The 22,744-nt window shown below is 42.0% G+C and carries 22 protein-coding genes, 1 tRNA gene and 1 pseudogene; 5 read left to right on the forward strand and 19 right to left on the reverse strand.

All coding sequences use genetic code 11. From position 1 onward, the window contains the following. Positions 1-4: 4 nt before the first annotated feature. Positions 5-2,491: an alpha-L-arabinofuranosidase C-terminal domain-containing protein gene (locus QM629_RS00250; protein WP_415155982.1), complete on the reverse strand. Its 2,487-nt coding sequence runs from the start codon at positions 2,489-2,491 to the stop codon at positions 5-7. A gap of 217 nt (positions 2,492-2,708) precedes the next feature. Here QM629_RS00250 and QM629_RS00255 point away from each other — a divergent pair, with 217 nt between their 5' ends. The 3 genes from QM629_RS00255 to QM629_RS00265 all read left to right on the forward strand — a co-directional run bounded on the left by QM629_RS00255 (position 2,709) and on the right by QM629_RS00265 (position 5,277). Next, complete coding sequence (locus tag QM629_RS00255; RefSeq protein ID WP_415155984.1) at positions 2,709-3,194, forward strand: YkgJ family cysteine cluster protein; 486 nt, start codon at positions 2,709-2,711, stop codon at positions 3,192-3,194. A 188-nt stretch (positions 3,195-3,382) separates the two neighbouring features. Continuing rightward, positions 3,383-4,420 (forward strand): glutamate 5-kinase, encoded by a 1,038-nt coding sequence (gene proB, locus QM629_RS00260; RefSeq protein ID WP_415155986.1) that lies wholly within the window; start codon positions 3,383-3,385, stop codon positions 4,418-4,420. Positions 4,421-4,509: 89 nt separating this feature from the next. Next, a complete protein-coding gene (locus tag QM629_RS00265) occupies positions 4,510-5,277 on the forward strand; it encodes a LytR/AlgR family response regulator transcription factor (protein ID WP_415155988.1) in 768 nt (255 codons plus the stop codon). Between the two features lie 39 nt (positions 5,278-5,316). On the opposite strand, the gene QM629_RS00270 is transcribed toward QM629_RS00265, so the two are convergent. Both QM629_RS00270 and QM629_RS00275 read right to left on the reverse strand, forming a co-directional pair. Beyond that, positions 5,317-6,039 carry a DUF4197 domain-containing protein gene (locus QM629_RS00270; protein ID WP_415155990.1) on the reverse strand — a complete coding sequence of 241 codons (723 nt, stop codon included), beginning with the start codon at positions 6,037-6,039 and terminating at the stop codon, positions 5,317-5,319. A 90-nt stretch (positions 6,040-6,129) separates the two neighbouring features. Next, positions 6,130-6,681, reverse strand: a complete 552-nt coding sequence (locus tag QM629_RS00275; RefSeq protein ID WP_415155992.1) for a YqgE/AlgH family protein — start codon at positions 6,679-6,681, stop codon at positions 6,130-6,132. Between the two features lie 130 nt (positions 6,682-6,811). Here QM629_RS00275 and QM629_RS00280 point away from each other — a divergent pair, with 130 nt between their 5' ends. Continuing rightward, on the forward strand, positions 6,812-8,152 hold the full coding sequence (locus QM629_RS00280) for a sensor histidine kinase (RefSeq protein WP_415155994.1): 1,341 nt from the start codon (positions 6,812-6,814) through the stop codon (positions 8,150-8,152). Between the two features lie 5 nt (positions 8,153-8,157). On the opposite strand, the gene QM629_RS00285 is transcribed toward QM629_RS00280, so the two are convergent. Then, entirely contained in the window at positions 8,158-8,985 is an 828-nt protein-coding gene (locus QM629_RS00285; protein WP_415155996.1) for an SAM hydrolase/SAM-dependent halogenase family protein, read from the reverse strand. An 82-nt stretch (positions 8,986-9,067) separates the two neighbouring features. Beyond that, on the reverse strand, positions 9,068-9,877 hold the full coding sequence (locus QM629_RS00290) for an SDR family oxidoreductase (RefSeq protein WP_415155998.1): 810 nt from the start codon (positions 9,875-9,877) through the stop codon (positions 9,068-9,070). A gap of 216 nt (positions 9,878-10,093) precedes the next feature. On the opposite strand from QM629_RS00290, the gene QM629_RS00295 reads away from it, so the two are divergent. Beyond that, positions 10,094-10,166, forward strand: a tRNA-Lys gene (locus tag QM629_RS00295). A gap of 586 nt (positions 10,167-10,752) precedes the next feature. On the opposite strand, the pseudogene QM629_RS00300 reads toward QM629_RS00295, so the two are convergent. The 14 genes and pseudogenes from QM629_RS00300 to QM629_RS00365 form a co-directional block, all read right to left on the reverse strand. Further along, a pseudogene (locus tag QM629_RS00300) lies at positions 10,753-11,697 on the reverse strand (recombinase family protein); the annotation flags it as partial. Positions 11,698-11,760: 63 nt separating this feature from the next. Then, on the reverse strand, positions 11,761-11,919 hold the full coding sequence (locus tag QM629_RS00305; protein ID WP_415156000.1) for a hypothetical protein: 159 nt from the start codon (positions 11,917-11,919) through the stop codon (positions 11,761-11,763). An 81-nt stretch (positions 11,920-12,000) separates the two neighbouring features. Continuing rightward, positions 12,001-12,285 (reverse strand): hypothetical protein, encoded by a 285-nt coding sequence (locus QM629_RS00310; RefSeq protein ID WP_415156002.1) that lies wholly within the window; start codon positions 12,283-12,285, stop codon positions 12,001-12,003. Between the two features lie 207 nt (positions 12,286-12,492). Next, positions 12,493-13,299: a hypothetical protein gene (locus QM629_RS00315; protein WP_415156004.1), complete on the reverse strand. Its 807-nt coding sequence runs from the start codon at positions 13,297-13,299 to the stop codon at positions 12,493-12,495. A 101-nt stretch (positions 13,300-13,400) separates the two neighbouring features. Continuing rightward, the gene (locus QM629_RS00320; RefSeq protein ID WP_415156006.1) at positions 13,401-13,649 is read right to left on the reverse strand and encodes a hypothetical protein; all 249 of its coding nucleotides are present in this window, start codon (positions 13,647-13,649) and stop codon (positions 13,401-13,403) included. 99 nt (positions 13,650-13,748) lie between these two features. Then, positions 13,749-14,591, reverse strand: a complete 843-nt coding sequence (gene traN / locus QM629_RS00325) for a conjugative transposon protein TraN (protein WP_415156008.1) — start codon at positions 14,589-14,591, stop codon at positions 13,749-13,751. A gap of 30 nt (positions 14,592-14,621) precedes the next feature. Next, positions 14,622-15,923, reverse strand: a complete 1,302-nt coding sequence (gene traM, locus QM629_RS00330) for a conjugative transposon protein TraM (RefSeq protein WP_415156010.1) — start codon at positions 15,921-15,923, stop codon at positions 14,622-14,624. Beyond that, the gene (locus QM629_RS00335) at positions 15,908-16,363 is read right to left on the reverse strand and encodes a hypothetical protein (protein ID WP_415156012.1); all 456 of its coding nucleotides are present in this window, start codon (positions 16,361-16,363) and stop codon (positions 15,908-15,910) included. The genes traM and QM629_RS00335 overlap by 16 nt, the downstream gene beginning before the upstream one ends. Before the next feature lie 10 nt (positions 16,364-16,373). Beyond that, positions 16,374-16,997: a conjugative transposon protein TraK gene (traK, locus tag QM629_RS00340; protein WP_415156014.1), complete on the reverse strand. Its 624-nt coding sequence runs from the start codon at positions 16,995-16,997 to the stop codon at positions 16,374-16,376. A 22-nt stretch (positions 16,998-17,019) separates the two neighbouring features. Continuing rightward, a complete protein-coding gene (gene traJ / locus QM629_RS00345; protein WP_415156016.1) occupies positions 17,020-18,228 on the reverse strand; it encodes a conjugative transposon protein TraJ in 1,209 nt (402 codons plus the stop codon). Between the two features lie 10 nt (positions 18,229-18,238). After that, positions 18,239-18,871, reverse strand: a complete 633-nt coding sequence (locus tag QM629_RS00350) for a TerB family tellurite resistance protein (protein ID WP_415156018.1) — start codon at positions 18,869-18,871, stop codon at positions 18,239-18,241. 2 nt (positions 18,872-18,873) lie between these two features. Beyond that, positions 18,874-19,521: a hypothetical protein gene (locus QM629_RS00355; protein WP_415156020.1), complete on the reverse strand. Its 648-nt coding sequence runs from the start codon at positions 19,519-19,521 to the stop codon at positions 18,874-18,876. 38 nt (positions 19,522-19,559) lie between these two features. Next, positions 19,560-20,234: a conjugal transfer protein TraI gene (locus tag QM629_RS00360; protein WP_415156022.1), complete on the reverse strand. Its 675-nt coding sequence runs from the start codon at positions 20,232-20,234 to the stop codon at positions 19,560-19,562. 20 nt (positions 20,235-20,254) lie between these two features. After that, complete coding sequence (locus QM629_RS00365) at positions 20,255-22,723, reverse strand: TraG family conjugative transposon ATPase (protein ID WP_415156024.1); 2,469 nt, start codon at positions 22,721-22,723, stop codon at positions 20,255-20,257. Positions 22,724-22,744: the final 21 nt, after the last annotated feature.

The following is a 22,744-nucleotide window of genomic DNA, read 5'->3' on the forward strand; positions in this document are numbered from 1 at the left end:
TTTTCTATTTCTTTACCGGTTCATGCAGTTTTATCTTCAGCACCGTAGAAGAGTAGGGGGGAAGTACCAGTTTTTCAATCTCATCCGGATCGGCTGTGGTTTGAACCGGCACCATGTTTTTACTATCAGGATTTCCACTCAGCACTGTTTTAATGATCGGGGAACGATCAATCGTAAAATCTTTAAGATCTGGCACAACACTGGTGCTTACCGGTAACAGGTTTACCAGTTTCAGAAAAAGATGATCTGCATTTTTGACTACTGACCAGGCGAAACGACTATTTGCTTTTTCATTATTATCCGAATAAACAGCTTTGGCCGGGATATACTGATCGCCGGCATTTTTACTGAACAATTGCTGCACGTAATAGCCCGTAGTTGGTTTTACAGCAGTGTTGTTAAAATAGATCATATCCGGGTTCCATTGTGTGTGCCCTTCCTTTGCCAGCAGCGGTGCATAGGAAGACATGCTCACCACATCGCCATTGCGTTCCAGGGCAGTTAAATGAATAGCTTCTGCCAAAGCCGTCTCCAGGTTATTAGGTCTGCCGGGCAAATGAGCAGCATATTCACCCAAATAAACTTTCGGGCCCGACCGGTCATACTTATCGTAGAAATCCTGGTTATAAATAAACCAGGCAGGGGATACATAGTAGTGCTCGTCTAACATCGGAACATTAAGTTTGCGGGCAAAACGCCACCCTTCTTTATAATCGGATCCTTCAAAAAATGGCCCGGCGGTTCCGATAACCGTTATTTCAGGATGGTTTGCTTTTACAGCATTATATATCATTTCGAACCGCTCTTCAAAAACAGTTGAAATAAGATCTTCATTACCGATACCAATATATTTTAAATTAAATGGTTTGGGGTGTCCAGCGGCGGCACGTACTTTCCCCCATTGGGTGGCAGGACTTCCGTTAGCCCACTCGATCAGATCGAGTATTTCCTGTATATAGGCTTTCATATCGGACAGGGGAATGCCTCCCTGCTGTCCGCCTAACGGATGGCCATAACTGCCTGAATTCTGACAGGGAACGCCGGCAGCCACTACTGGCAAAGGCAGCGCCCCAATATCCTCGCAGAACTGGAAATATTCAAAATAGCCTAAACCTGCTGTTTGATGATATCCCCACAGGTTCCGCTGTGGCTTCCTGGCTTCCAGCGGTCCCACTGTATTTTTCCAGTGATAGATGTTTTCGATCCCGTCTCCATGCGCCACACATCCCCCGGGAAAACGGATAAATTTAGGATGCAGCTCAGCAATGGCTTCGGCAAGATCGGCCCGGAGCCCGTTCTTCCGGCCTTTAAATGTTTTTTGCGGGAACAGGGAGATCATATCCAATGCGATGGTCATATTGGATTGAGGAATTATTTCGAGGCGGGCATTATCAGTCGTTTTGGTAACGTTTAAAACAGCACCTGTATTTTTCCAGTCTTTAGTAATGCCGGTAATAACCCCTGTTGCAACAGGCGCTCCATTCTTATCTGCTAACCTTATCAGTAATTTGCCGCGGTTGCCGGAAAGCATTCTTGCGCATAAGGAAAAATTATAATTTTCGCCGGCTTTAACAGCTATGCCTTCAAAACCCTCATTTACAAGCGCTCCGCCGGGCCGGGTTGTTTTCAGAACTGCATAATGTTGATTATTGGGATGAACGGGACGCTGCGACTCTATTTTAAAATCGATTCCTTTACCGGATATACGCCACGCTTTTTTGCTGTTCCAGCCGCTGTCTCTTCCTTCTTTATCTGCAGGGGCATACTCAAAGTCCCTGTTTTGCACTAATTCTGCATAAAGCCCTCCATCGGCGGCATAATTAATATCTTCGAAGAAAGCGCCCACTAACAGGGTGCTTATTTTTTTGGAACCGGTAACCTGGGGAGTCAGGGAGACCGTTAAGGGTTTCAACGATGCAAAGCGGATCGCGTCCTCTTTTGTGTTTTCATTCCAAAGCTGATGCCGATAAGCATCTGTCTTTTCTTTTTGGATCATTCCTTCCACAAGGCTCCGGGGCACTTTATTAAGCGTACCTGTTTCGAAGGTTCCTGATACGATTATACCCAGTCGTTTGTTACGTTCTTCTTTTATTTGCGGGGGAGTGAAAATTTTCAGATCATTTTCTGTAATGTAATAAGCCTGCGGCATCCAGGACAGCATATCCCGGGTAGTGGTGTAAGCAACAGCTCCGTTATCGGGGCTTAAATTCCAGATGCAGTGCCACAGCCCGTTTGGGCCCTGAAATAAGAAGGGGGCTATCATTCTTTTCTCGCTTCCCCAGCGTCCGTAATCTGATTTTACAAATCCCAAATCCACACCTATAGGCCGCCAGTTTTGCTTATCTGTGCTCCATGCAAAGCGCAGGCCGCTTCTTCCCTGGTCCCGGGTGGTAGCGTATGAAAACAGATAGACCGAGTCCGGCGGAGTTGCCTGCGCATATAACCGGAAGCCTGAAAAAATAAGAACGCCCGAGAGCAAAACTTTTTTCATATCAGCAAGTTTTTAGTCCGCATTAATTAATTGTCTAAATTACAATTTATTTTATTAAAAAGCTTGTTCTTTTTTATTAAAGATGAATAATCAGTCTGCTTTTGAAAATCTTGAAATAGCAGACAGAATAGCTTATTTTGCCGGAGAATAATGGAATTTTTTATTATTTTATACAGTTGCTGGTTTTTCTGAACAGGTACACCGTAAGATTGAATGAATGAGCAAAGACATTTTACATAACTGGGAAAAAAGATCGAAAGAGCACCGCAGGCAATACCAGCAGTTTTTAAAACGCGCAGATAAGAATAAAGTGTTGAAAGCCTTGTCGGCATTGCATGAGGAAGCTTTTGAAAACATAGACTGCCTTGGCTGCGCCAATTGTTGCAAGAATTATTCTCCGCGCTTTAAGACACCCGATATAAAACGCATTTCCAAATACCTGGGGTTAAAGGAGGGTGTATTTATCGACACTTATCTGCGTGTGGATGAGGACGGGGATTTTGTAGTAAAATCATCGCCCTGTCCTTTTTTAGCTGCGGATAATACCTGCAATATTTACGAAGAGCGGCCTTCAGATTGTGCCCGTTTCCCCTATACCGATGAGGATGTACTTATAAAACGGTCAACCCTTACTTTAAAGAACAGTGAATTTTGTCCGATCACTTATTATGTGCTGGAGCGGTTATCCGGCGGAAAACTATAGTCAATAGTCCGTTGTCTGCGGCCCGCATATACAACTAAACGGCCGTAATAGTACATTTCTCCTGTATGTTTATTTATTATTTTTAGCCAGGAGGAACCTTTGATGAAATGTTTCATGCCCTTTTTATAATTTTGGCCTGAATCCCGATAATTATCGGGATCATGTCGGTTTGCAATACATTTTATTTTATGAGGCAAAAGGTTTTAGTGATCAAATTAGGTTCGGCAGTTATTACCAACGCTAATGGCAATATTAATAAAGCCATTATTAAAAAGATTGTAGCTGATGTAAGCCATTTAAACAGGCAATATAAAATTGTTCTGGTAAGCAGCGGCGCGGTAAGCAGCGGCAAGAAATATATTGATGGGTATAAAGGCACTTTGCTGCAACGTAAGGTGGCAGCTGCTATAGGCAATCCCATTCTCATACAATTGTACCGGAGCTGTTTTAAAAAGAGCGGTCTTACCGTAGCTCAGGCATTATGCGAACGATCGCATTTCAGCAACCGTAAACAATTCCTGCAGTTACGCGATACTTTTAAAACATTCTGGTCGCATAATGTTATACCGGTAGTAAATGAAAATGATGTGATCAGCGACCTGGAATTAAAGTTTTCGGATAACGACGAGCTGGCCACGCTCCTTGCTATCGCATTTGATGCAGATAGCCTGGTGCTTTGTACTTCGGTAGGAGGTTTTTTAGACAATGAAAAAAAGATTACCCGGGAAGTAAAAGCAATCGATACAGCAGTGCTGTCTTTAGTAAGGAAAGGAGAAAAATCTGAATTCGGACTCGGAGGTATGTTATCCAAGCTTACATTTACCAGGCTGGCTACCAACCTGGGGATTCATGTGATCATGTGCGGGCTACAATCGCTGACCCCTATAACCGATGCTTTGAACAAAAAGACAGGCACCTGGTTTCATGCCCAAAGATCTGCGCTGAAGAACCGTCAGAAGTGGCTGGCAAGCGGCTCCATTACATTAGGAAATATTCAGCTGGATAAAGGAGCTGCAAAAGCTGTAAGCGAACGTAAAAGCCTGCTTACGGTGGGTATAGCCGGAATAGAAGGAAGTTTTGCTGCCGGAGAAGTAGTGCAGCTGATGAACGAGGACAAGACCATTATTGGCGTGGCAAAAGCCAAACTGAACAGCATGGAACTAAAAAAGTATCTGAAGGAAAAAAATATTATCGCGGCGCATGCCAATGATATCGTATTGATATAAAGCGCAAACGCAGATTGCCTGACAGGGAATATGCCGATGGCAGGAAAACCGATGACAAATTGAATATCTCTTTATAAAACTTTGGACGGATGCAGGTAGTAATTATTGAAGATGAAAGTTATACTGCGAACTATTTAAAAGAATTATTGACGGAAATAGATACTGATATCCGGGTGATCAGGATCTTTTCGACAATAGCCGAGTCCGTGGCCTTCTTCCGGAATGGCAGGTTGCCCGATTTGATATTTTGTGATGTTCATCTGGCCGACGGGCTGGGTTTTGAAATATTCAAAACAGTTCCGGTTGATGTGCCCGTAATCTTTGTAACGGCCCATGAACAGTATGCATTACAGGCCTTTAAAACTAATGGCATCGGCTATATTTTGAAACCGTTCAGCCAGGATGATATAGCGGAAGCATTGGCAAAATACCGGTGGATATATACAGCTATCGCCAAAAAAATATTTGATTATGAAAGAGTATTCAGGCATGTTGCAGATGATAACCCAATTGCAGTTAAAGAAGTAACCTCACTGCTCATCAAATTCGGTGAAAAGATCAGGCCGGTAAAAATTGCTGACATCGCTTATTTTAATACCGAAAATAAAAGTACCAGCCTGGTTACTTTGAATAATCAGAAATATCATCTGAATAAGCCACTGGATGAGATTGAAAAAATGTGCGGCGACCGGTTTTACAGGGTGAACCGGCAGGTGCTTTTAAATAAAGAAGCTGTGGATGAAGTACTTCAGGGATACTCCCGCAAGCTGATGGTTAAACTAAAGGTAGACAATGCACCTGATATCATTATAAATAAAACCAAAATGACTGACTTTTTGGTATGGTTAAGCAGTTAGCAAAATATTTTATATTTTTTATGATGCTGCTCTTTTAAACTAATTGCCTGCCGCCTTTATACGCTGTTGCGCATCGGCATATCCAAATACTCTTTGCAACAGTGGAGTGGTGCGCGCTGCAGCATTTGAGCGGATATCCGCTTCCTTATCGGCCATATACAAAAACATGGCATCAATTGCCCTTGCAGCTATAAAATCATTCAGGCTTGGTTCAAGCTTTTTACTGATAAACGGTATGGCGTTATAGGCTTTTACAATGTTTCCATATTCATTGCCTGCTCCTGTTGTACGAACGGTGCTGTCAACAATCGGACGGAAAGCGGTCATCAGCTGCGGACTCATGCTGGACTTGAAATATTCTGTTGCGGCATGCCGGTTTGCACTGAGCAGTATGGAGGCGGCGTCTCTAAAACTCATATTTTTAACGGCATCCAAAAATACAGGCTGGGCACTTTTTACCGCAAGGGACATGGCATTAGTATATTTGGAAGTTACATTATTCACAGCAGCAGTTAAACCCAGGTCCTTTAATGTTTTTTCAATTTTTGCAGCCTCCCCTGGAAAAGCAAAACGTACCAGCGCGTTTCCCTGGGCGGGGTTTGAAAAGGCTTCAAAACCACTGAACAGTCCTTTAGTAAGCGCTTCTTTTAATCCCTGTGAGATTTCTAAACCGGAAAGACTGCCTGCAACGTTTTGAATGGTACCGCAACCAGGCAGGAAAAATGTGCTCGCGAATAAACAAATAGTAAATAATTTTTTCATGCGTCTGTTATTGAATTTTTTTCAGCAGGATAAGGGTGTGTAGTTGTACAGCAGATGAAATATGAAAGTAAGCATTTTGTAAGGCGGGCTTTAATTTAACCTCGGATCCAGGGGCGCATTAATAATTAACTCATATTCGCTGCCAAGCTCTTTAAGAACTTCTTTCCATAATACTTTTTCATGATTACCAAAAAGGAATTTTCTTGTAGCAGGGGCAACAATCCAGGTTTTTTCTCCCATTTCCGCCTCTAACTGTTTTTCTCCCCAGCCGCTGTATCCTAAAAAGAAACGTATCTTTTGTATATCTGCGGTTCTTGAATTAATCAGTTCTATCAACTTATCAAATTCGCCGCCCCAGTATACTCCTTCAATAATCTCTTTTCCACCCGGAATTTCATCAGGGTATTGATGCAGGAAATGTAATGTGTTCAATTCCACCGGTCCCCCTTCAAATACGGGCAATTGAAAATCTCCCAGTTCCGGAACCAGTTCATCTACGGTATAATTCAGTTTCCGGTTTAACACAAATCCAAAACTTCCCTCATGGCTATGTTCACAAAGAAATATAACGGTTCTTAAAAAATTAGGATCGTTTAAATGCGGATTCGCAACTAAGAAAGTTCCGGGTGTAAGCTGAATCATACGTCCAATATAGTAATTTTTTTGACAAATTAAACAGCGGGTGGCCGCCTGGTGCTTTACAAAAAGTTAAATATGACGCTAAAAAGATATAATAGTGCACAGGTTTTGAGCTATGATTATATTTGCTGCCGTGAAGAAATTGTTTTCATCAATAACTGTCTTAATTACTTTGTCCCTGATCGGCATTATTATCATGCAGATATCCTGGCTGAAGAATCTTATTGCGCTTCGCGAGGACCAGGTAAAACAAAAAATCGATAATGTTTATCAAAGCCTTAGTTACGAATTTGGATCGTTAAGAGATAAGTATATTAATTCTGCAGGTAATGATCTGCCACGATTATTTTCGCAGAAAAACATATTCGACCCGTTCAGCTCTATCACTATCGGTTCAAAACTTTCTAACGATGAGATTGAAAGAAGGATCAAAAATGCTTTTGATAAAGCCGATCTGAAAAAAATTAAATTTGAATATGCGATCTTTTCGGGAGATCTTTTATCGCGCCCGAGTATTGAGCGGCAATCTGAGAACTTCTGGGATGCTTATGTGGATTCCTTACATAATTACATTCCGCCGACAAACCTGATCCGCTCTCAAAGTGGTTCCGCTTCGGAGAATATAACAGGTGATGAGGCGCTGATCATTATTACCCTGAACTGGAAGAACTTTGTAAAGCGGCAGATGATCTGGAGCATACTGCTCGCTGTTCTGTTTACACTGATCATTGTTTCGGCTTTTTATCTTACAGTATATACGATGTTAAAACAAAAAAAGCTGAGCGATATTAAGAACGATTTTATCAATAACATGACCCATGAGTTTAAAACGCCCATAGCCACCATTTCATTGGCCGTGGATGCTTTAAAAAACGAAAAGGTAATGGGTGACAGGGATCGGATGGGCTACTTTAGCGGCATTATTAAAGAAGAAAACCAGCGGATGAATAAGCAGGTGGAAACCATCCTGAAGGCATCACAAATTGAAAAAAGAGAAACAGAACTGGATGTGATCCCTCTGTCTGTACATGGTGTGATTGAAGATGTGGTTGATAATTTTCAATTGCAGTTGCATGAAAAGAATGGGGATGCCGAACTAAAACTGGAAGCATCCCAGGATATTATTAAGGCCGATGAGGTACACTTTACAAATCTGGTGAATAACCTGATTGATAATGCCCTTAAGTATTCTAAGGAAAATGTACCCGTTCGCCTGAAAATAGCAACTTCCAATTCAGGCGATAGGATCATAATGAAGTTTGAAGATAATGGTATCGGTATGAACCGTGAAACACAGAAAAGGGTATTTGAAAAATTTTACAGGGCACATACCGGTAATCTGCATAATGTTAAAGGTTTCGGTTTAGGTTTAAATTATGTAAAATCTGTTACCGATTCTCATAATGGCACTATTAAGGTGGACAGTACATTGGGAAAGGGTTCTGTATTTACACTTGAGTTCCCGCTGGCATAAAGCCCTTATTCAAAATATACTTTCACGGTTTGATACAACAGCTGATTCTGCATAATGGCAGCAGAGTGGTTGGCTTTATCTGAATAGCCTTTCAGTCCGAAAAGCCCGGCTGCGTTTCCTTTGTTAATCGCTATTTCGAGGTAATCTGCGCTGTTGAAAATGGCCAGTTTTTCGCCATCCTGCACATCAGCATAAGACTCGCTGATCTTGTTAATGACCTCATCTCTCAGGAAAACGATCTTAAACGATCTTCCCTGGCGCTGCTCTTCAAACTGTTGCCGTGTAATGTTTACGATCACATTTTCGAAATTGTCGATAAAGATGATCTGCCCTTCAATAAAGCCCGAACTTTCGACCGGTAATAATGGATTTTTTTCAAAAAAGTTTATATCAGGAATGCCTATTTTTTGGATCGACTCTCCATTGGCCAGGCGGGAGATGGTTTCGGCAATTATTTTGGTACAATAAAGCGTGTTTTTAACAGCCGATTTTTCAAGTTTGATACCCATTACCATATCGGGTTTTTCTTCCAGTATCATGTTCAGCAGGCCATTATCTGCGCAGAAAATGTATTGATTTTTATGAAAAGCCAGCAGCAGGTTTTTGGGCTTTTTGTCAAAAAGATTAACGAGTATAATATGGTAGGTAAATTCAGGAAAGTTTTTAAAGGCACCCCTGCACACATAAGAAGCCTGCGGAAAATTAAAAGGCGCAATATTATGTGAAATATCAATAAGCTGTAGGTCGGGATTAGCTTGCAGCAATTGAGCCTTGATAGCCCCGATGAGGTAATCATTGTGCCCGATATCTGATGTAAGTGTTACAAAATTCATTGCAAGTTAAAGCCGCCCTGTCGTAATTTTTTAGGATGCAAGTTATTTAAAAATAGTAATTACCAGGCATCCAGACGCTGTTCTATTTTATTAATTCCTTGTTTTTAAAATAAAATTTGTGCACCAGTTTATCGGCGAGACCCGGAAAAAATTTATTTATGAAAACCGTTTCCTTTCCTGTTAAAGTGAGCACCAGTGTTCTTTTCTTCTTCATAACTGCGTTTAGCAGATGTCGGGCGCATGCTTCGGCACTCATCATTTTATCCTCATCCATCGGATTTTCTTTTTGACGTTCTCCTTTATCATTAAGCGCATTGTCCCTTATCCTGGAAGAAGTAAAGCCCGGGCTCACCCACATCACATGCACCCCATCATCTTTCAATTCGGTTTTTAACGACTCTAAAAATCCCTGTAGTGCAAACTTGCTCGAGGAATATCCGGTGCGTCCCGGCAACCCGCGGTATCCCGCAATGGAGGAGATACCAACAATCGTTCCCTTATTTTCTATTAAAGATGTCAGGGCAAATTTTGTGCAATATACCGCACCAAAAAAATTAACATTCATTACCTGTTTTATAACATCCAGTTCCAGGTCCCTGAAAAGTCCCCGCATGCTGATACCGGCATTGTTGATCAGTATATCTATTTTCCCAAAAACAGCAATAGTCGAGTCAATGAATCTTTTACAATCTGATTCGTTTGTAACATCTGCTACCAGGGTATGTAGGGGCCGGGATGGGTGTTGTGCCTGTAATTCATATAACTTATCATGGTTGCGTCCGCAGGTAGCAACTTTCGCTCCCAACGTTAACAGTGCATTTACCAGCGCTCTGCCAATACCATCCGTACCGCCGGTAACTATTGCTACCTTGTCTTTGTAATATTCATTCATTTGCACCATACACTTATTTGTGGCAAACCTACTTAATAAAAGGACAAAAACCAATATCGGTAATCCACCCGTGTTTATGCTTTACGCATTATTGGAAATAGGAGGATATATAAAAAAGACAAAATTTTTCTGAAGAAAAATTTTGTACAGTAATCTGATACTCCTATTTTTGCACTCCCAAAACGGGAAATGTCTGTCCTTACAGGCACCACCGGCGAACTCGTAGCTCAGTTGGTAGAGCACAACACTTTTAATGTTGGGGCCCTGGGTTCGAGCCCCAGCGGGTTCACTTCTTGGGACAAGTCTAAAAAAGAAAGGCTTGTCCCATTTTTTTGTCCTGCTAAATCGCTGCTTCTCTGGTAAATAAGCATTGCAGCTAAATTTAATCTTTGAGTTCGATGTTGCATTCCGTCAAATACGATATTTTCAGGGAACATCGAACTCACGATTTCCCTTCTCTCTTCAACTGTACCGTCAATATATCGCATATCTAATCCTGACAGCTTATTCAGGCCAGTTTCCAACAATCCATTTATCTCTTTATGTTTATTGGATAGTTTTCCCAATTCATCTTCTAACTTCTCAATTTTGGTATTCATATCTTTCTTCAACATAATAAAATCATCATCATCTAATACCCCCTCAACCTTTTGTATCCTTGCGTTCTGCATCCGAGTGTTCAGCGCATCAAGCTGAGATATCAACTGCTTTCTTTCTGTGTCTTGTTGTTTTGTCTGACTTTTAAAATCATGCATTATTGAAGCGATATATACTTCAATCATACCCGGTTTAGGAATGAACCCGCTTAATTGTTTTACAAATATGTCATTGGTATTTTCTGCATTAAAACGTACTCCACATTCCGCTGAACAATGATAATAGTAATAGTATTTGCCCATCTTGCCTTTAGAGGCACTTCCGGTAAGCATCCTGCCACATTTCGGACATTTCAGGAAACCACGCAGCGGCAGGTTGTCTATAGAAACAATCTTTGGCTTTATCGCTCTTTTTCTACCATCAAGGATATACTGGACCTCTTCAAAAACTGATTCAGAAATTATTGGCTCATGCTGGCCTCTTACGAAATATCCTTCCTCGTCCTTAAATGGAGGAATAAATATCTTGCCACAGCACACAGGGTTTCTCAAGGCCACCCAAAAGTTATTCTTACTAAATCTTGGTAACCCTTTCGCTTTCACTTTAACCATCTTCCATATCTGTTCCGTATTAAAATTATTTTCCACGACCTGCTTAAAAGCCCACTCTAATAATGTCCCCTCAATTTCATGTATGGCTATATATTTTTTCTTGTTTTCTGTTATCTTATTCTTATAGCCTAAAGGTGCCGTGCCCATCCAGCGCCCTTCCTTCTTTGCCCTTCGCATTCCGTAGAATACATTCAGTGCTCTTCTTTCGTTCTCTACTTCCGGAATAGTGAGGTAATGCGATAACATGATCTTGGATTCAGGAATAGACATATCCAAAGGCTGCTCTATTGCCTGCGGTTCTGTCCTCAATGTTTTCAAAATATCTATTGTCTGGTAAGCCTGCGATACATTCCTGCTGAACCTGTCCCACTTGGTAAACAATAATAGTGCAGTTGTTTTGTTATTACGCTGTCTTCTCAGATTGGTTAATAGTTTTGCCCATTCAGGCCGTTTGAATGTTTTTGCTGAAAAATCTTCAATATAAATGTTTCTAACGGTTATGTCTTTTAATTCACAATAACGCAATAAGCGTTCTTCCTGGTCACGTTGGGAATAACCTTTATCAGCTTGCTCATCAGTACTAACTCTTATATATAAATCTGCTATTTTCATATTGCAATACTTTATTCAGATAAGAAAAACCAATCACTTTCTATTGGTAGAAACCACATTGAATCACTTTTCTCTAAGATACTGATTAACCGTTATTCTGGCAAGTTTTCGCATGAATTCCAAGATGATTTTTGCTTCCTCCAATGTTACACTTGTGCCGTGTTTTTCCAATATTTTAATGACCTTTTCAGGAGCCAATCCTTTCTTTGCATTTGATTCCATCCCACACCTCCTGTATTTTAGATAACAAAAGCCCAATAAGGGCTTTGCTGTTTTAAAAAATTGCATCTCTATCAATTGCATTTAATGGAGAAAATATATCCTGCTTGCCTGGTTGCGCTTAAAGGAAGGCATGTAGTGAATATATCCATACGCACTTAATTCCTTCACGCATTTATAATAGGTTATTGATGCTGATATTTTGGCGATCTTCATAACCTCATGGCTGAATACCTGGATAGGGTTTGCAAAGCCGGAAGCGATCCTGCATTGCAGCAAAGCAGCGTAAATGCCGATATGTGTAATGCTGATGCGGCCATCATCCTGAATAGCTAAAAAGAAACCGTTTAAAATATTTAACTGATCCATCTTCAAAAACTATTAACAATCAACAACCGGCGCAGCATCCTTTTCAGCAGATTAGGATAAAGCTGCTTTTCGATAGCGCGGCATTCCTTTCGTAATATCCATAAAGCAATCTGCTCATCTAAATTGTTTGTGCCTCTAAACTCTGTTATCCATCATAACAATTATTTATCCGGCCCATGGCGACGTACAATTCAGAATGCCTGTTTTTTAGCTAACGCTTTGCTGATGTTTCCTTCGCCTGAAGGCTTTGGGCTTCTCTGCGCTATCTTCTTCAGCAGGTGTTTGCTTTTTTCCTTTTTTACTGTCCTGTTTAGCAGACTGGGCTTCACCTTCAGACTGCTGTTCTTTTTTGGACTGGCGGTTATCCATTCTCTGCATATTGCTGTCATAAATATTGATGGCCTTGAATTGAGGGTTAGCTTCGATATACCGCTTTTGCTCAGCACCATCTATCTGAAACGTTACGGATTGCAGGTTCCCTTTTTTCAAAGAGTCCATCAGGCTGTTCTTAAAATCAGGATTGGTCAGCTCTTTAATAGGATGCTTTGACAATGCGGCCTCCAGGTCGTAACCGTAATTTTCATGATAATGCTTCAGCCTGAAGTTGCCTTTATCATCACTTGTCTTGAAGTCCATCTGTAACCAGGTATTATAAATTTCACCCTCCTTATTGGTTAGGTCTTTATTCACAGACCTTCCATTCATCAGGTTGTAGGCTTCTTTAAGGGTAATATTGTTGCCCTTGTTAATATAGAAGGTTTGCTCCATCGCTTCTGCCTCGTCTGCCTTTTGAACGCTGACATGGTAGGAATTAAAGAAATACATATCGCTTTGCTTCGATTGACTGAAGTTCAATGTAGCGTTTACGGTATCATTGCCGTACTTCGTTTCATAGATCAGTTTAAACTCTGTATTTCCATCTTGCATTTTCTGTATCAGGTCGTTTTCCAGCCCTTCGCCAAACCCTGTGTACTTTACCTGATCTTTCAGATATTCCAAATTTTTCTGCTTCATGATTTTTGAATTTTTGATGTTATTTAATTGGTCGTTTTCTAATCGCTGGCTCCTCATGCATGTCATTGATGACACATCCACAATATCGTTCTTTTCTATTATTAGCGAGTTATCCCTGAGCGCTTCGGCCATTGTTCTGTATGCAGGCCGTATTGCCAGATAATCATATATATATCATTTGACATTTTATCGCAGAACTGCTGCGCATCATATTGCGCAAAAAAAGTGAATAGCCCTTCTTTATTGACAGGAAAGGGATCATTCAGACAGGCTACAAATTCATAGCCTTCCTCACGTTTCCTTATGAGGTAACTAAGTATATCCTGATAATCGTCTTTTCGAATTTTCATGTTCAGATTTTTATTCCACAAATCATATTATCGGAGTGGAACTGCATGAATGATGTCGCTTTCTTACTCACTTTATCCATTGCACAACGGCTTTAATTTCTAATCAATCCTGATGGCCTTTACAATTTTCTTATTCTTTACATGCAGCTCTATGTTCCGGCCACCATTCCTTTCCATAAGCTGCACAGAAAGATATTTTTTGTCAGGGATGGTAAACCTGGGAACACCCAGTACAGTCGTATGGTCTGTACGGCCGGAGACTTTGCTAATGTTGTTATATACAAGCAAAGGAGATATTTCTATTTCCTGTGTTGCTGTGCGCCTGGCTTTTTTCTCGTCATGGATATACAGCCGCAACTGGCCTATATCATAGTTGACATCCGTATTATTGATGATATTGAATCGCAACAGCATAATGTCATCATGTATAAACAGCCCGTTCAGTTTAAAAAGAATGCCGGACGAATTATCCTTCATCCCTCTGGCCTTTTCTTTAGATATTAAAGCCATTGCGGCATAATGCTCCAACTGCTGCTGATTAATGCCTTCGGAAGAAGCAGGCAGATTGCCTTGCTTTTCTTTATCTGTCAGTAACAAGTTTAGCACCGACGGTTGTTCTGCATAATCAACCAGCAGGGAAGTAAATTTTCCATCAGCCGTTACTATGCTGATATTGGTTTGCGGAAAGCTGTCTTTAGCAGCCTTTAGCTGTAAAATGTTTTCTGCCCCTTTAGCCTTTTGCGCCAGCACATCCCTGCTTCCAATGTCAACACTCATGATAGAATAAGGAAAAATGACATTGGTTGTTTTGGAGAAAGCAACGGCCACGTGATATGGCTTAACTGCATTTACCTGCCAGGTTGTGTTTGCTTGCGCCTGAACTTTAAAAATTGTAATAAACAGGAAAAATCCCACTATCCATACCGCACTAATCTTTTTCATTTTCTGGAATTTTTTAAGTAATTGAAATATTTAATTCGCTTGTTTTTGCTTTTCGTCTCGCAATAAAACCTGATAGCCGGCCTTTACCGTTACTTTAATCAGCTTCACTTTCTGACTGAATAAAGTTTTTGCAGCTTCTATCCCTGCGCCGGCAGCCTGTGCCTGCCAGGAGGGATCAAGAGATGTTAAACCCAGTGCCTGGATGGAACGCTCTGCTGATTGTTTGGCAACATCCCTGGTAATGGCGCCGGGAATGTAAATGCCATCCAGTCCGTCCATATCATATACGGACAGGGCGACAGGAAATAAAGAATTTTTGTAACGGATGCTATTAATCCTGATACTTAATCTTTCGCCATTCAATGAGGCAATGCCGAACACAAAGTTGTCTTTCGGAATGAGCACGCCATTTATAAATACATCGTTCAGCAATCGCAATTTCACAATGGAGCCATCAACAACAGTCTGCGTTTCGTGGATAACAGCCTGTATGGCGTTTTGCGAATCAATTACAGCTTTCGCATCATTGATTGAATAAAAACCATTGGTTGTACTGTTTGTTATTTGAGCGGTGCCCAATCGGGTAATGCTGTTATCAGTGGGCTCTGATGTTACGGCAAACACTTCGCCCCGGTTAGCTTCGGAAGTTCGTTTTAATTTTTCCTCCACCCGTTCCGGATGTTGCACCTCCAGAATTTTATCCAGCATGCCATCCAGTTGATTTAATTCCGGATCATCCTCTGCAGGCTGATTCATCCTGTTCATCATCTGTTCCATCCTGTCCATGTCCGCACTATTGACGGTTGTATCATTTTTATACCGGTCCGGAAAGTTTTGATTGGCATCATAGTATTCGGCAGATGATGTGACCGGCTTATTTATCTGTTCATTCAATTCTGCCAGCCTGCTGTATATTTTATCGGTGCTCGGATCATTATGCCGGCCGCTTCCGTATAGAGAAGTATTTAAACTTCTTTCATTAAGCGCATTCGGTAAACTGTCATATTGTTTAGAAAGATAGCCGTCCATATTAGCCAAAGCCATATCCTTATAGTTAGGATCATTTTTTTCCAGTTCCAAAAATTTTAATGAATCCTGTTGGGCAAGGTTATAGTAATTCAGCTTGTCCATTTTCTTATCATCTTTCAGCTTGGCATCCGGCAGGTTAATGTTGAAACCTTTATTTACCGTGGCCTGCGTTTGTACTTTTTCCACCTGCCCGCCCCCAAGCGCCCAGAAGGCCATAGTGACAAAAGGCAGAATCAGTAACGGCAACACCAACATAAACCTGCGCTGCCTGGCCATCTTTGAAGCTGCTACTTGTTTTTCCATTGTTTTTGTTTTAATTGTTCATAATAATTTTCAACCAGCCGAACGCTGTCCATTAAGCCAGGGCGATGGCTTGTTATACTGTCATAAAGCATCTTTCCGGAAGGAGTATGGGCAAGGCTATCCATAAACAACCCAAACTTTTTGATGTGTTGGTATTCCGCTTCCGGAACCCCTGTTCCTGCTTCCCCTGTTTCATTGGCATGTGCGGGTTTTTTGATAGGTGTAACAGTTAATAAAATGCTCCTGTTTTTTGTAAATGCACCAATCATGACATAACCACAATACGCGCTGGTGAGTAACACAAAGAGAATAAGCAATATTATCCATGTGCCGCGTGAGAATTTTTCTGTGCGCTTCGTCACCCAGCCTGCCCAGCCTTTCGCAATAGTATTTGACTTATGCTGCGCGCCATTTTCTTTTCTTTTCGGAAATAATTTCATGATGTTGCATTTATTGTTTTCTGCTTATTGTTTTTAAATCCCTGTTGTCAATAATGCTCCACCGCTCGATCAGGAACCCGTGAGAGTTATTATCGCTTCGCGATACGTTTCGGAGTGCGCCTTCCGTTACCAGACTTCGGGTAGTAATGCTGGTGGGGCGTATAATGCTTTGTGTGGCATAACAGCGAAACCTGAAGGGATATTCATTAATATCCACTGCCACGCTATCAACAGTAATGGTTTGATTGACATTACCGGAAATCAATCCGGCGTAATAACCGTTTTCCTTCAGGTCATCATACACGCGCTTGGCGCTGGCATCCGCCAGGTATAATGCCTTGGTAATATTGGCAGTAATAGCTTTATCATCCGGGTCGAGCGTAAAGAACAATTCATGAAAGGTCTTTACATGATCTCTTGCTTCCACAGGGATATTGTCCTTTCGTTCAGCAGCAAAAGCCTCCAGCGCTTTTCCATTTGCCAGAATGTAAATTTTGTTTTTCATGCCGGACACCAGGCTGAAGCTTTTGTATAAAGCGAAACAGCAGATAAATACGCAACCCACTATGAGCAGCATGGTAAACCCTCTTATATGCCGGAAAGCCGTGTCAATATTTTTCATTTTCTTAAACATGCCCTTGCTTTCTGTTTAATTATTACTTCCCTTTGAGCTTGTCAGCCATATATCCTGACGTGTTCCCAAGCGCCCTCCCGGCTGCACCGGCAACACCTTCGCCACTGGCTGCACCACTGTATCCTTCTTTGTAATATTTCGGGAGGCTGGCCATATTGTCTAAACCTTTGTCTAACCTGCCTGCTGTTGTTGTAGCAGCGCTGCTCATCACACTGGTAAACTTTTGACCCAATGCGCCACCGCCACCGCCGCCGGCATGAACAATATAATTGGCTACGGAAGGAACGGTAAAATATCCCACTATTCCAATGATCATGAACACCAGGTAAGCGGCGTCTGTGCTGCTGAAAAAAGTATCGCCCTGCGTTTGTATTTGAGACAGGTCGAGTTGTAACATCTTCTCCTGTATTTTGCCAATGATGCTTCCGAAAATATTGGCTACGGGCAGCCATAAATAAATGTTGATATAGCGGGCAAGCCAGGCAGTAAGCGTATGTTGAAATCCATCGAAGACGGACAGGCCGAATACCAAGGGGCCAAGAATCGCCAGCACAACCAGTTGAAATGTTCGCAGCGTATCAATACATAATGCTGCCGCTTCAAACAGTACCCGAAGCACTTCACTCATCCATTCCTTCACGCTGTTGCGGAAATTATACGACAGCTTCGCCATAGAGAACCTGATATCATTGCCGATAGATTCCATCCAGCCTTCACCCGATGGGTCTGCATTATTATGAGTGTATTTATACCACTTATCCCGGTCGCCGCTGCCGTTTGCCCCCACATACATTTGCCATACATCGGAGTGCTTGATGGCATCTTCTTTCTGTTGCAGCAAGACGGCAATAGCCTTATCGGAATTTTCCACCATAGCAGCCGTAGCTGTAACGGTTGGCTTCATCACGCCGTTGATTATCGCTAAAACAGATGGAAATATCAAAACACAAAATCCAATAGCGAACGGGCGAAACAAGGGGTAAAAATCAATTGGCTCTGCATTGGCAAGATGCCTCCACACCCTTGCTGCGATATACCACATAGCTGCGAAGCCTGCTAATCCCTGGGCCACGCCAATCAACTGACCGCAAAGCGGCATCATTTCATCATAAAGCTGATCCAGCACGCCATGCATCCCTTTCATCTCGTCAGCTAATCCCTGTGCGTGACTTATAAAAGGCAATCCCAATCCCACTGCCGCCATCCAGGCGGCCTTTCTGCACTTTGCCATATTTACCGGTTTAGTTGTTCAACCCATATATCTTACTAATAGTTTCTGCATCGTTTTTCTCCTTAGCCTTTTGCACAGCCAGTATGGCCGTGTTGTTATTAAAATCCCGGAGAAACATCAGCTTATCCTGCATATCATCATAAATCCTGTCTATAGCTTCCAATCGTTCGTCATCGCTCATCCTTGCCTTGCCTGCAGTGACTATAGTAAGCAGGTCGTCTAAGTTGCGCAGGCTCTCTTTAAACAGGTTATCATATACATGGCTTAAATAAGTCAGTTCATCTGCGCTGAAATTTTTGTCCTGTTTAAATCGCTTGTATGCATTGCGGTATTCCTTTATCAAAGTGACCTGGTCATTGGCGATGCCGGCCACCCGCCTGTAATTGCGCACTGTCGGGCTTACTTCCATCAAGCCGTCCAAAAAAGCTTTATGCAAATTGAAATTGCCTTCGGAGATGTTTTTAATGGTATTATAACCGCCACTAAGAATTTCATAGCCCTTTTTCATGTCGCTCAATATTTGCCTGAACTGCGACAGCTTTTCTATATTAAGCGCTAACTGGGCAAGCTCGTCCGCCTGCGCAGATGCACGAATAGCTGGCAGCAGAAGGAAAAGCAATATGATTGTGATTAATTTTTTCATCTTTATTCATTTTTAATCCCGGTTAATGCACGTAAGGTTTGCATATCTGATTCCTCCTGCAACCTTGATGCAGCAAGTGTTTTAGCGTCATCACCAAAGCTTCGCGAAAACGTAAACTCATCCTGCATATCCGAATACAGCTTATCAATCCGTTTCAAGCGTTCATCATCTTTCATTTCCAGCTTGCCATCGGCGGTGACTGCTATAAGCTCATCCAATGTCCCGGCACAGTCATCCAGCAAATTGCTGAACACCTTGCCGATATAGCTGAGCTCATCACCCGAAAAGGCAGCGCTGCTTTTGAGCTGCTTAATAGCCCGGTTATAGTTTTGCACAATCTTTACCTGCAAGGTGATGATGCCTGCCACCTTCGCATAGCGCTTAACGTTCGGATTGACGCTTTTTAAAGAATTGAAATAATCAGTATGCAGGTTAAATTCGCCCTGCGTAAAATCCCCAATAGTGTTCAGTCCATCTTTGGCAATCTTATAGCCCTTTTGAAGATACCCGATATATACCTGCAGCGCAGCTATCTGCCGGATGAGATATTTCTTTTGTGTCTTCTTTTGCTGAAACCATTCGGCGAACGTTTGCGCATGAGCAGCAGAAGCCAAAACCATCATCCATATAATTATTAAAAACCTTTTCATCTCATTTTCATTTTCAATCTTCCATTGTCAACTATCAATTATGGCAGCCCATATAATTTTTTTACAGTCTCTGCATCATTATTTGTTTTTGCCCGTTGCAGGCTTAGCAGCATATTCTGCTGATTGAATTGAACGAGGTCGGAATAATTATTATCTACCTGGTCGGCAGCGTTATTGATTAGCTCTAACCTTTTAGCATCGCTCATTTTTGTGGTAAAAGATTTTATGATGAGGTTGATCTGGTCAATGTTCTTCAGGCTTTCATCCAGGATGCCCGAATAGACGTTCGCCATGTAATTGACTTCATCCCCGGAGAAATGATTATCCTGCCTGATAAGCGACCATGCCCGGTTATATTCATCTACAAGGCTTAATTGCTTTTTGGTAATATCCCGGATGCGCTGGTAATAAGAGATGATCGCTTTAACCTGCGCCAGTTCATCATAGTATTTTTTGTACTGGTCTTTTTGCTTCTCCGTCCAATCCGATATTTCATCCAGCTTTAGCTTAGACAAAGTGTTTTCTAATGTCTTCTGCGCATTTTGCAGCCAGATCGTTTTATTCTGCAGGCGCTGTACCTGCAGGTCAATCGCCCTGATCACTTTTTTAATCACGGCTTTTACAACTACCCAAACCACTGCATGACTTTGTTTGGTCGGCGCCATCACCAGTAAGGCAGTAGAGAAGAATGTTATCACCCATATTTTTTTCATATTCTTTAAAGTTTTATTTTTTACTTACTATTTCTTATATCCATCGCCATTGCCGCAATGCCTTTGCGTATGTCGCCGCCAAATTTTTCCACGTATTCCATCAGCTTTACTTTCTCCGATTGTTCGGTCGTATATGCGAGGTATTCTTCCAGGCTTACTTCGGTGCGATAGACTTTGCTGAGCATACCGCCGAGGCTGATAAAGACTTCTTTATATTTCTTCGTTGGGTCATTGGCTTTGTTGACAGATAAGACCAATGCCTTTTCTTTTTCCGTAAGGCCAAGCAACGCTTGTATCTGGTCGAACTTGTTTTGATATTTGCTCTGGTCGAGCAGTATTTTGCAATCGCTGTTATTAATGATGGCCTGCTTAACAATCGGAGAGGAGATGATATCTTCTATTTCCTGCGTTACCACTATCGCTTCACCGTAAAATTTGCGAACGGTCTTAAACAAATATTTTATGTATTCTGCAAAACCCTCTTTCATCAAAGCTTTCCATGCTTCCTCAATGAGTATCATTTTCCGGACACCTCTCAGCTTCCGCATCTTGTTGATAAAAACCTCCATAATGATGATGGTTACTACGGGGAATAATATGGGGTGATCCTTGATGTTATCCAGTTCAAATACGATAAACCGTTCCTGTAACGAATTCAGGTTTTCGGTAGCGTTCAGAAGATAATCAAATTCCCCGCCGCTGTAATAAGGGCGAAGCACGTAGAGAAAGTTATCTATGTCAAAATCCTTTTCTTTTACGCGGTCGCCTTCCAGCACTTGTGTGTATTTATCCCGCAGGAAAGCATAAAAACTATTGAAGCAGGGAAATACTTCGCTGTTCTTTTCCAGGTAACTGTAATAACCTCCGATAGCATTGGACAGGGCTACATATTCACTGCGCTTAAATGCTTCATCGTCTTTTTTCCAGAGCGCCAGCAGCAGCGTTTTAATGCTCTCTTTCTTTTCGGTGTCGAGGCTATCGCCTTCACCAATGTAAAAGGGATTGAAGCGTATGGGATTGTCTTCGCTATACGTGAAGTAATAGCCCTTTACCATATCGCATAGCCCTTTATAGCTATGCCCTACATCTACCAGCACAATATGTGTACCCTGTTCATAATAAGAGCGCACTGCATGATTAGTGAAAAAAGATTTTCCGCTGCCTGACGGCCCAAGTATGAATTTGTTCCTGTTGGTGCAGATGCCCATTTTCATAGGCTCATCGCTGATATCCACATGCACCGGTTTCCCGGTAAACCGGTCGCCTAATCTAATTCCGCATGGGCTTAATGAAGAACGGTAACTGGTTTCCAGGTTAAGAAAACAACAGGCCTGCTCCGCGAATGTGTCGAAGCTGTCATTCATCGGAAAGTCTGCTGCATTGCCCGGAATACCTGCCCAAAAAATCTGTGGCGCGCCCACGGTTTCCTGTTTGGCAACGGCATCCATCTGCGCCAAACCGGAGGATACCATGTTCTTCAGATTTTTCAGGCTTTCCTTATTATCTGTCCATACCAATATGTTGAAATGTGCTTTTACCGGAAGGCGTTGCTGGCTGATCGCTTCATTCAGGAAATCATTGGTGGCATCCCTGGCAATCATGTTCTCCCGGCTATATGCAGAAAGCGATTGGAGGCGCAGCCTCTTTGATTCCAGCTTTTGTATGGTCTTTTGGGAGTCCTCGATAAAAACGTATTGATTATAAATATGCTTGCAGGATAGAAGCTGCCCTAAGGTGGAAGCAAAACCAACGCTGAATTTTGTCCTGTCGGTGCTGTATTTGTCATAGTTTATACGGCTGCCACAGAGTGCCGGAAGATCAGCCGCATCGCCCAATGTATAAAGCTGGCAGTACTTGTCTCCGACACGCAATCCTTCATCAAAACTTATGTCTGCCATCAGGAAGCTATCATCTTTTTCCGAGAGGTAGCAGTATTTTTCAATAAGCCCCATCTTACGGCTATGGCTTCGCAGATCATTTTCTTTTAACCTGGCCAGTTGCACAAAACCACTGTCTTCCATAATGCGTTTGAACTGGCCGGAAGCATCTAAAAAATCCTGCAGCAACTGCGGATTTAGCGTTTCCTCGGGTACCATGGATTTGCGCAACAAACCTGAAAACATAGAGGTAGCTGTTTTCCTGCCTTCCGGTTTTTTGGTAAGCATGATGTAACAGCTATGATCCAGAAAGGGGCGCTCATTAAAAAACCGTTCGCTGGCCAGGCTGAGAAAACTGGCATCTTCTTTAGTGAAGTCCGGCTTATAGCGGCTGTCTAAAAACCAGTCCTGCTTGTAAAAGACGCTGTACTTCGGTAACAGCTTTATCGCCTTTATCCATGCCTGATGAAAGGCTTCATACTCCTGGTCAGATAATGTAAATATCTCCGGCAGCTCTGCTTTATAAACAATCGTTATATCGCCTTGCCTGCTCAGGATGCAGTCATGCTCCACATCCATGATTGGTAAAATATCGTCCAACACTTTTTCCATTTTCACTTTACTACTTTTTTT

The organism is Parafilimonas sp., assembly GCF_047606085.1.
Lineage (GTDB): Bacteria > Bacteroidota > Bacteroidia > Chitinophagales > Chitinophagaceae > Parafilimonas.

What these genes read in the sequence shown, in the direction of transcription:
- QM629_RS00250 (WP_415155982.1), bottom strand. Translation starts at nt 2,491, where the DNA reads ATGAAAAAAGTTTTGCTCTCGGGCGTTCTTATTTTTTCAGGCTTCCGG.
- QM629_RS00255 (WP_415155984.1), top strand. Translation starts at nt 2,709, where the DNA reads ATGAGCAAAGACATTTTACATAACTGGGAAAAAAGATCGAAAGAGCAC.
- proB (WP_415155986.1), top strand. Translation starts at nt 3,383, where the DNA reads ATGAGGCAAAAGGTTTTAGTGATCAAATTAGGTTCGGCAGTTATTACC.
- QM629_RS00265 (WP_415155988.1), top strand. Translation starts at nt 4,510, where the DNA reads ATGCAGGTAGTAATTATTGAAGATGAAAGTTATACTGCGAACTATTTA.
- QM629_RS00270 (WP_415155990.1), bottom strand. Translation starts at nt 6,039, where the DNA reads ATGAAAAAATTATTTACTATTTGTTTATTCGCGAGCACATTTTTCCTG.
- QM629_RS00275 (WP_415155992.1), bottom strand. Translation starts at nt 6,681, where the DNA reads ATGATTCAGCTTACACCCGGAACTTTCTTAGTTGCGAATCCGCATTTA.
- QM629_RS00285 (WP_415155996.1), bottom strand. Translation starts at nt 8,985, where the DNA reads ATGAATTTTGTAACACTTACATCAGATATCGGGCACAATGATTACCTC.
- QM629_RS00290 (WP_415155998.1), bottom strand. Translation starts at nt 9,877, where the DNA reads ATGAATGAATATTACAAAGACAAGGTAGCAATAGTTACCGGCGGTACG.
- QM629_RS00305 (WP_415156000.1), bottom strand. Translation starts at nt 11,919, where the DNA reads ATGGAATCAAATGCAAAGAAAGGATTGGCTCCTGAAAAGGTCATTAAA.
- QM629_RS00310 (WP_415156002.1), bottom strand. Translation starts at nt 12,285, where the DNA reads ATGGATCAGTTAAATATTTTAAACGGTTTCTTTTTAGCTATTCAGGAT.
- QM629_RS00315 (WP_415156004.1), bottom strand. Translation starts at nt 13,299, where the DNA reads ATGAAGCAGAAAAATTTGGAATATCTGAAAGATCAGGTAAAGTACACA.
- QM629_RS00320 (WP_415156006.1), bottom strand. Translation starts at nt 13,649, where the DNA reads ATGAAAATTCGAAAAGACGATTATCAGGATATACTTAGTTACCTCATA.
- traN (WP_415156008.1), bottom strand. Translation starts at nt 14,591, where the DNA reads ATGAAAAAGATTAGTGCGGTATGGATAGTGGGATTTTTCCTGTTTATT.
- traM (WP_415156010.1), bottom strand. Translation starts at nt 15,923, where the DNA reads ATGGAAAAACAAGTAGCAGCTTCAAAGATGGCCAGGCAGCGCAGGTTT.
- QM629_RS00335 (WP_415156012.1), bottom strand. Translation starts at nt 16,363, where the DNA reads ATGAAATTATTTCCGAAAAGAAAAGAAAATGGCGCGCAGCATAAGTCA.
- traK (WP_415156014.1), bottom strand. Translation starts at nt 16,997, where the DNA reads ATGTTTAAGAAAATGAAAAATATTGACACGGCTTTCCGGCATATAAGA.
- traJ (WP_415156016.1), bottom strand. Translation starts at nt 18,228, where the DNA reads ATGGCAAAGTGCAGAAAGGCCGCCTGGATGGCGGCAGTGGGATTGGGA.
- QM629_RS00350 (WP_415156018.1), bottom strand. Translation starts at nt 18,871, where the DNA reads ATGAAAAAATTAATCACAATCATATTGCTTTTCCTTCTGCTGCCAGCT.
- QM629_RS00355 (WP_415156020.1), bottom strand. Translation starts at nt 19,521, where the DNA reads ATGAAAAGGTTTTTAATAATTATATGGATGATGGTTTTGGCTTCTGCT.
- QM629_RS00360 (WP_415156022.1), bottom strand. Translation starts at nt 20,234, where the DNA reads ATGAAAAAAATATGGGTGATAACATTCTTCTCTACTGCCTTACTGGTG.
- QM629_RS00365 (WP_415156024.1), bottom strand. Translation starts at nt 22,723, where the DNA reads ATGGAAAAAGTGTTGGACGATATTTTACCAATCATGGATGTGGAGCAT.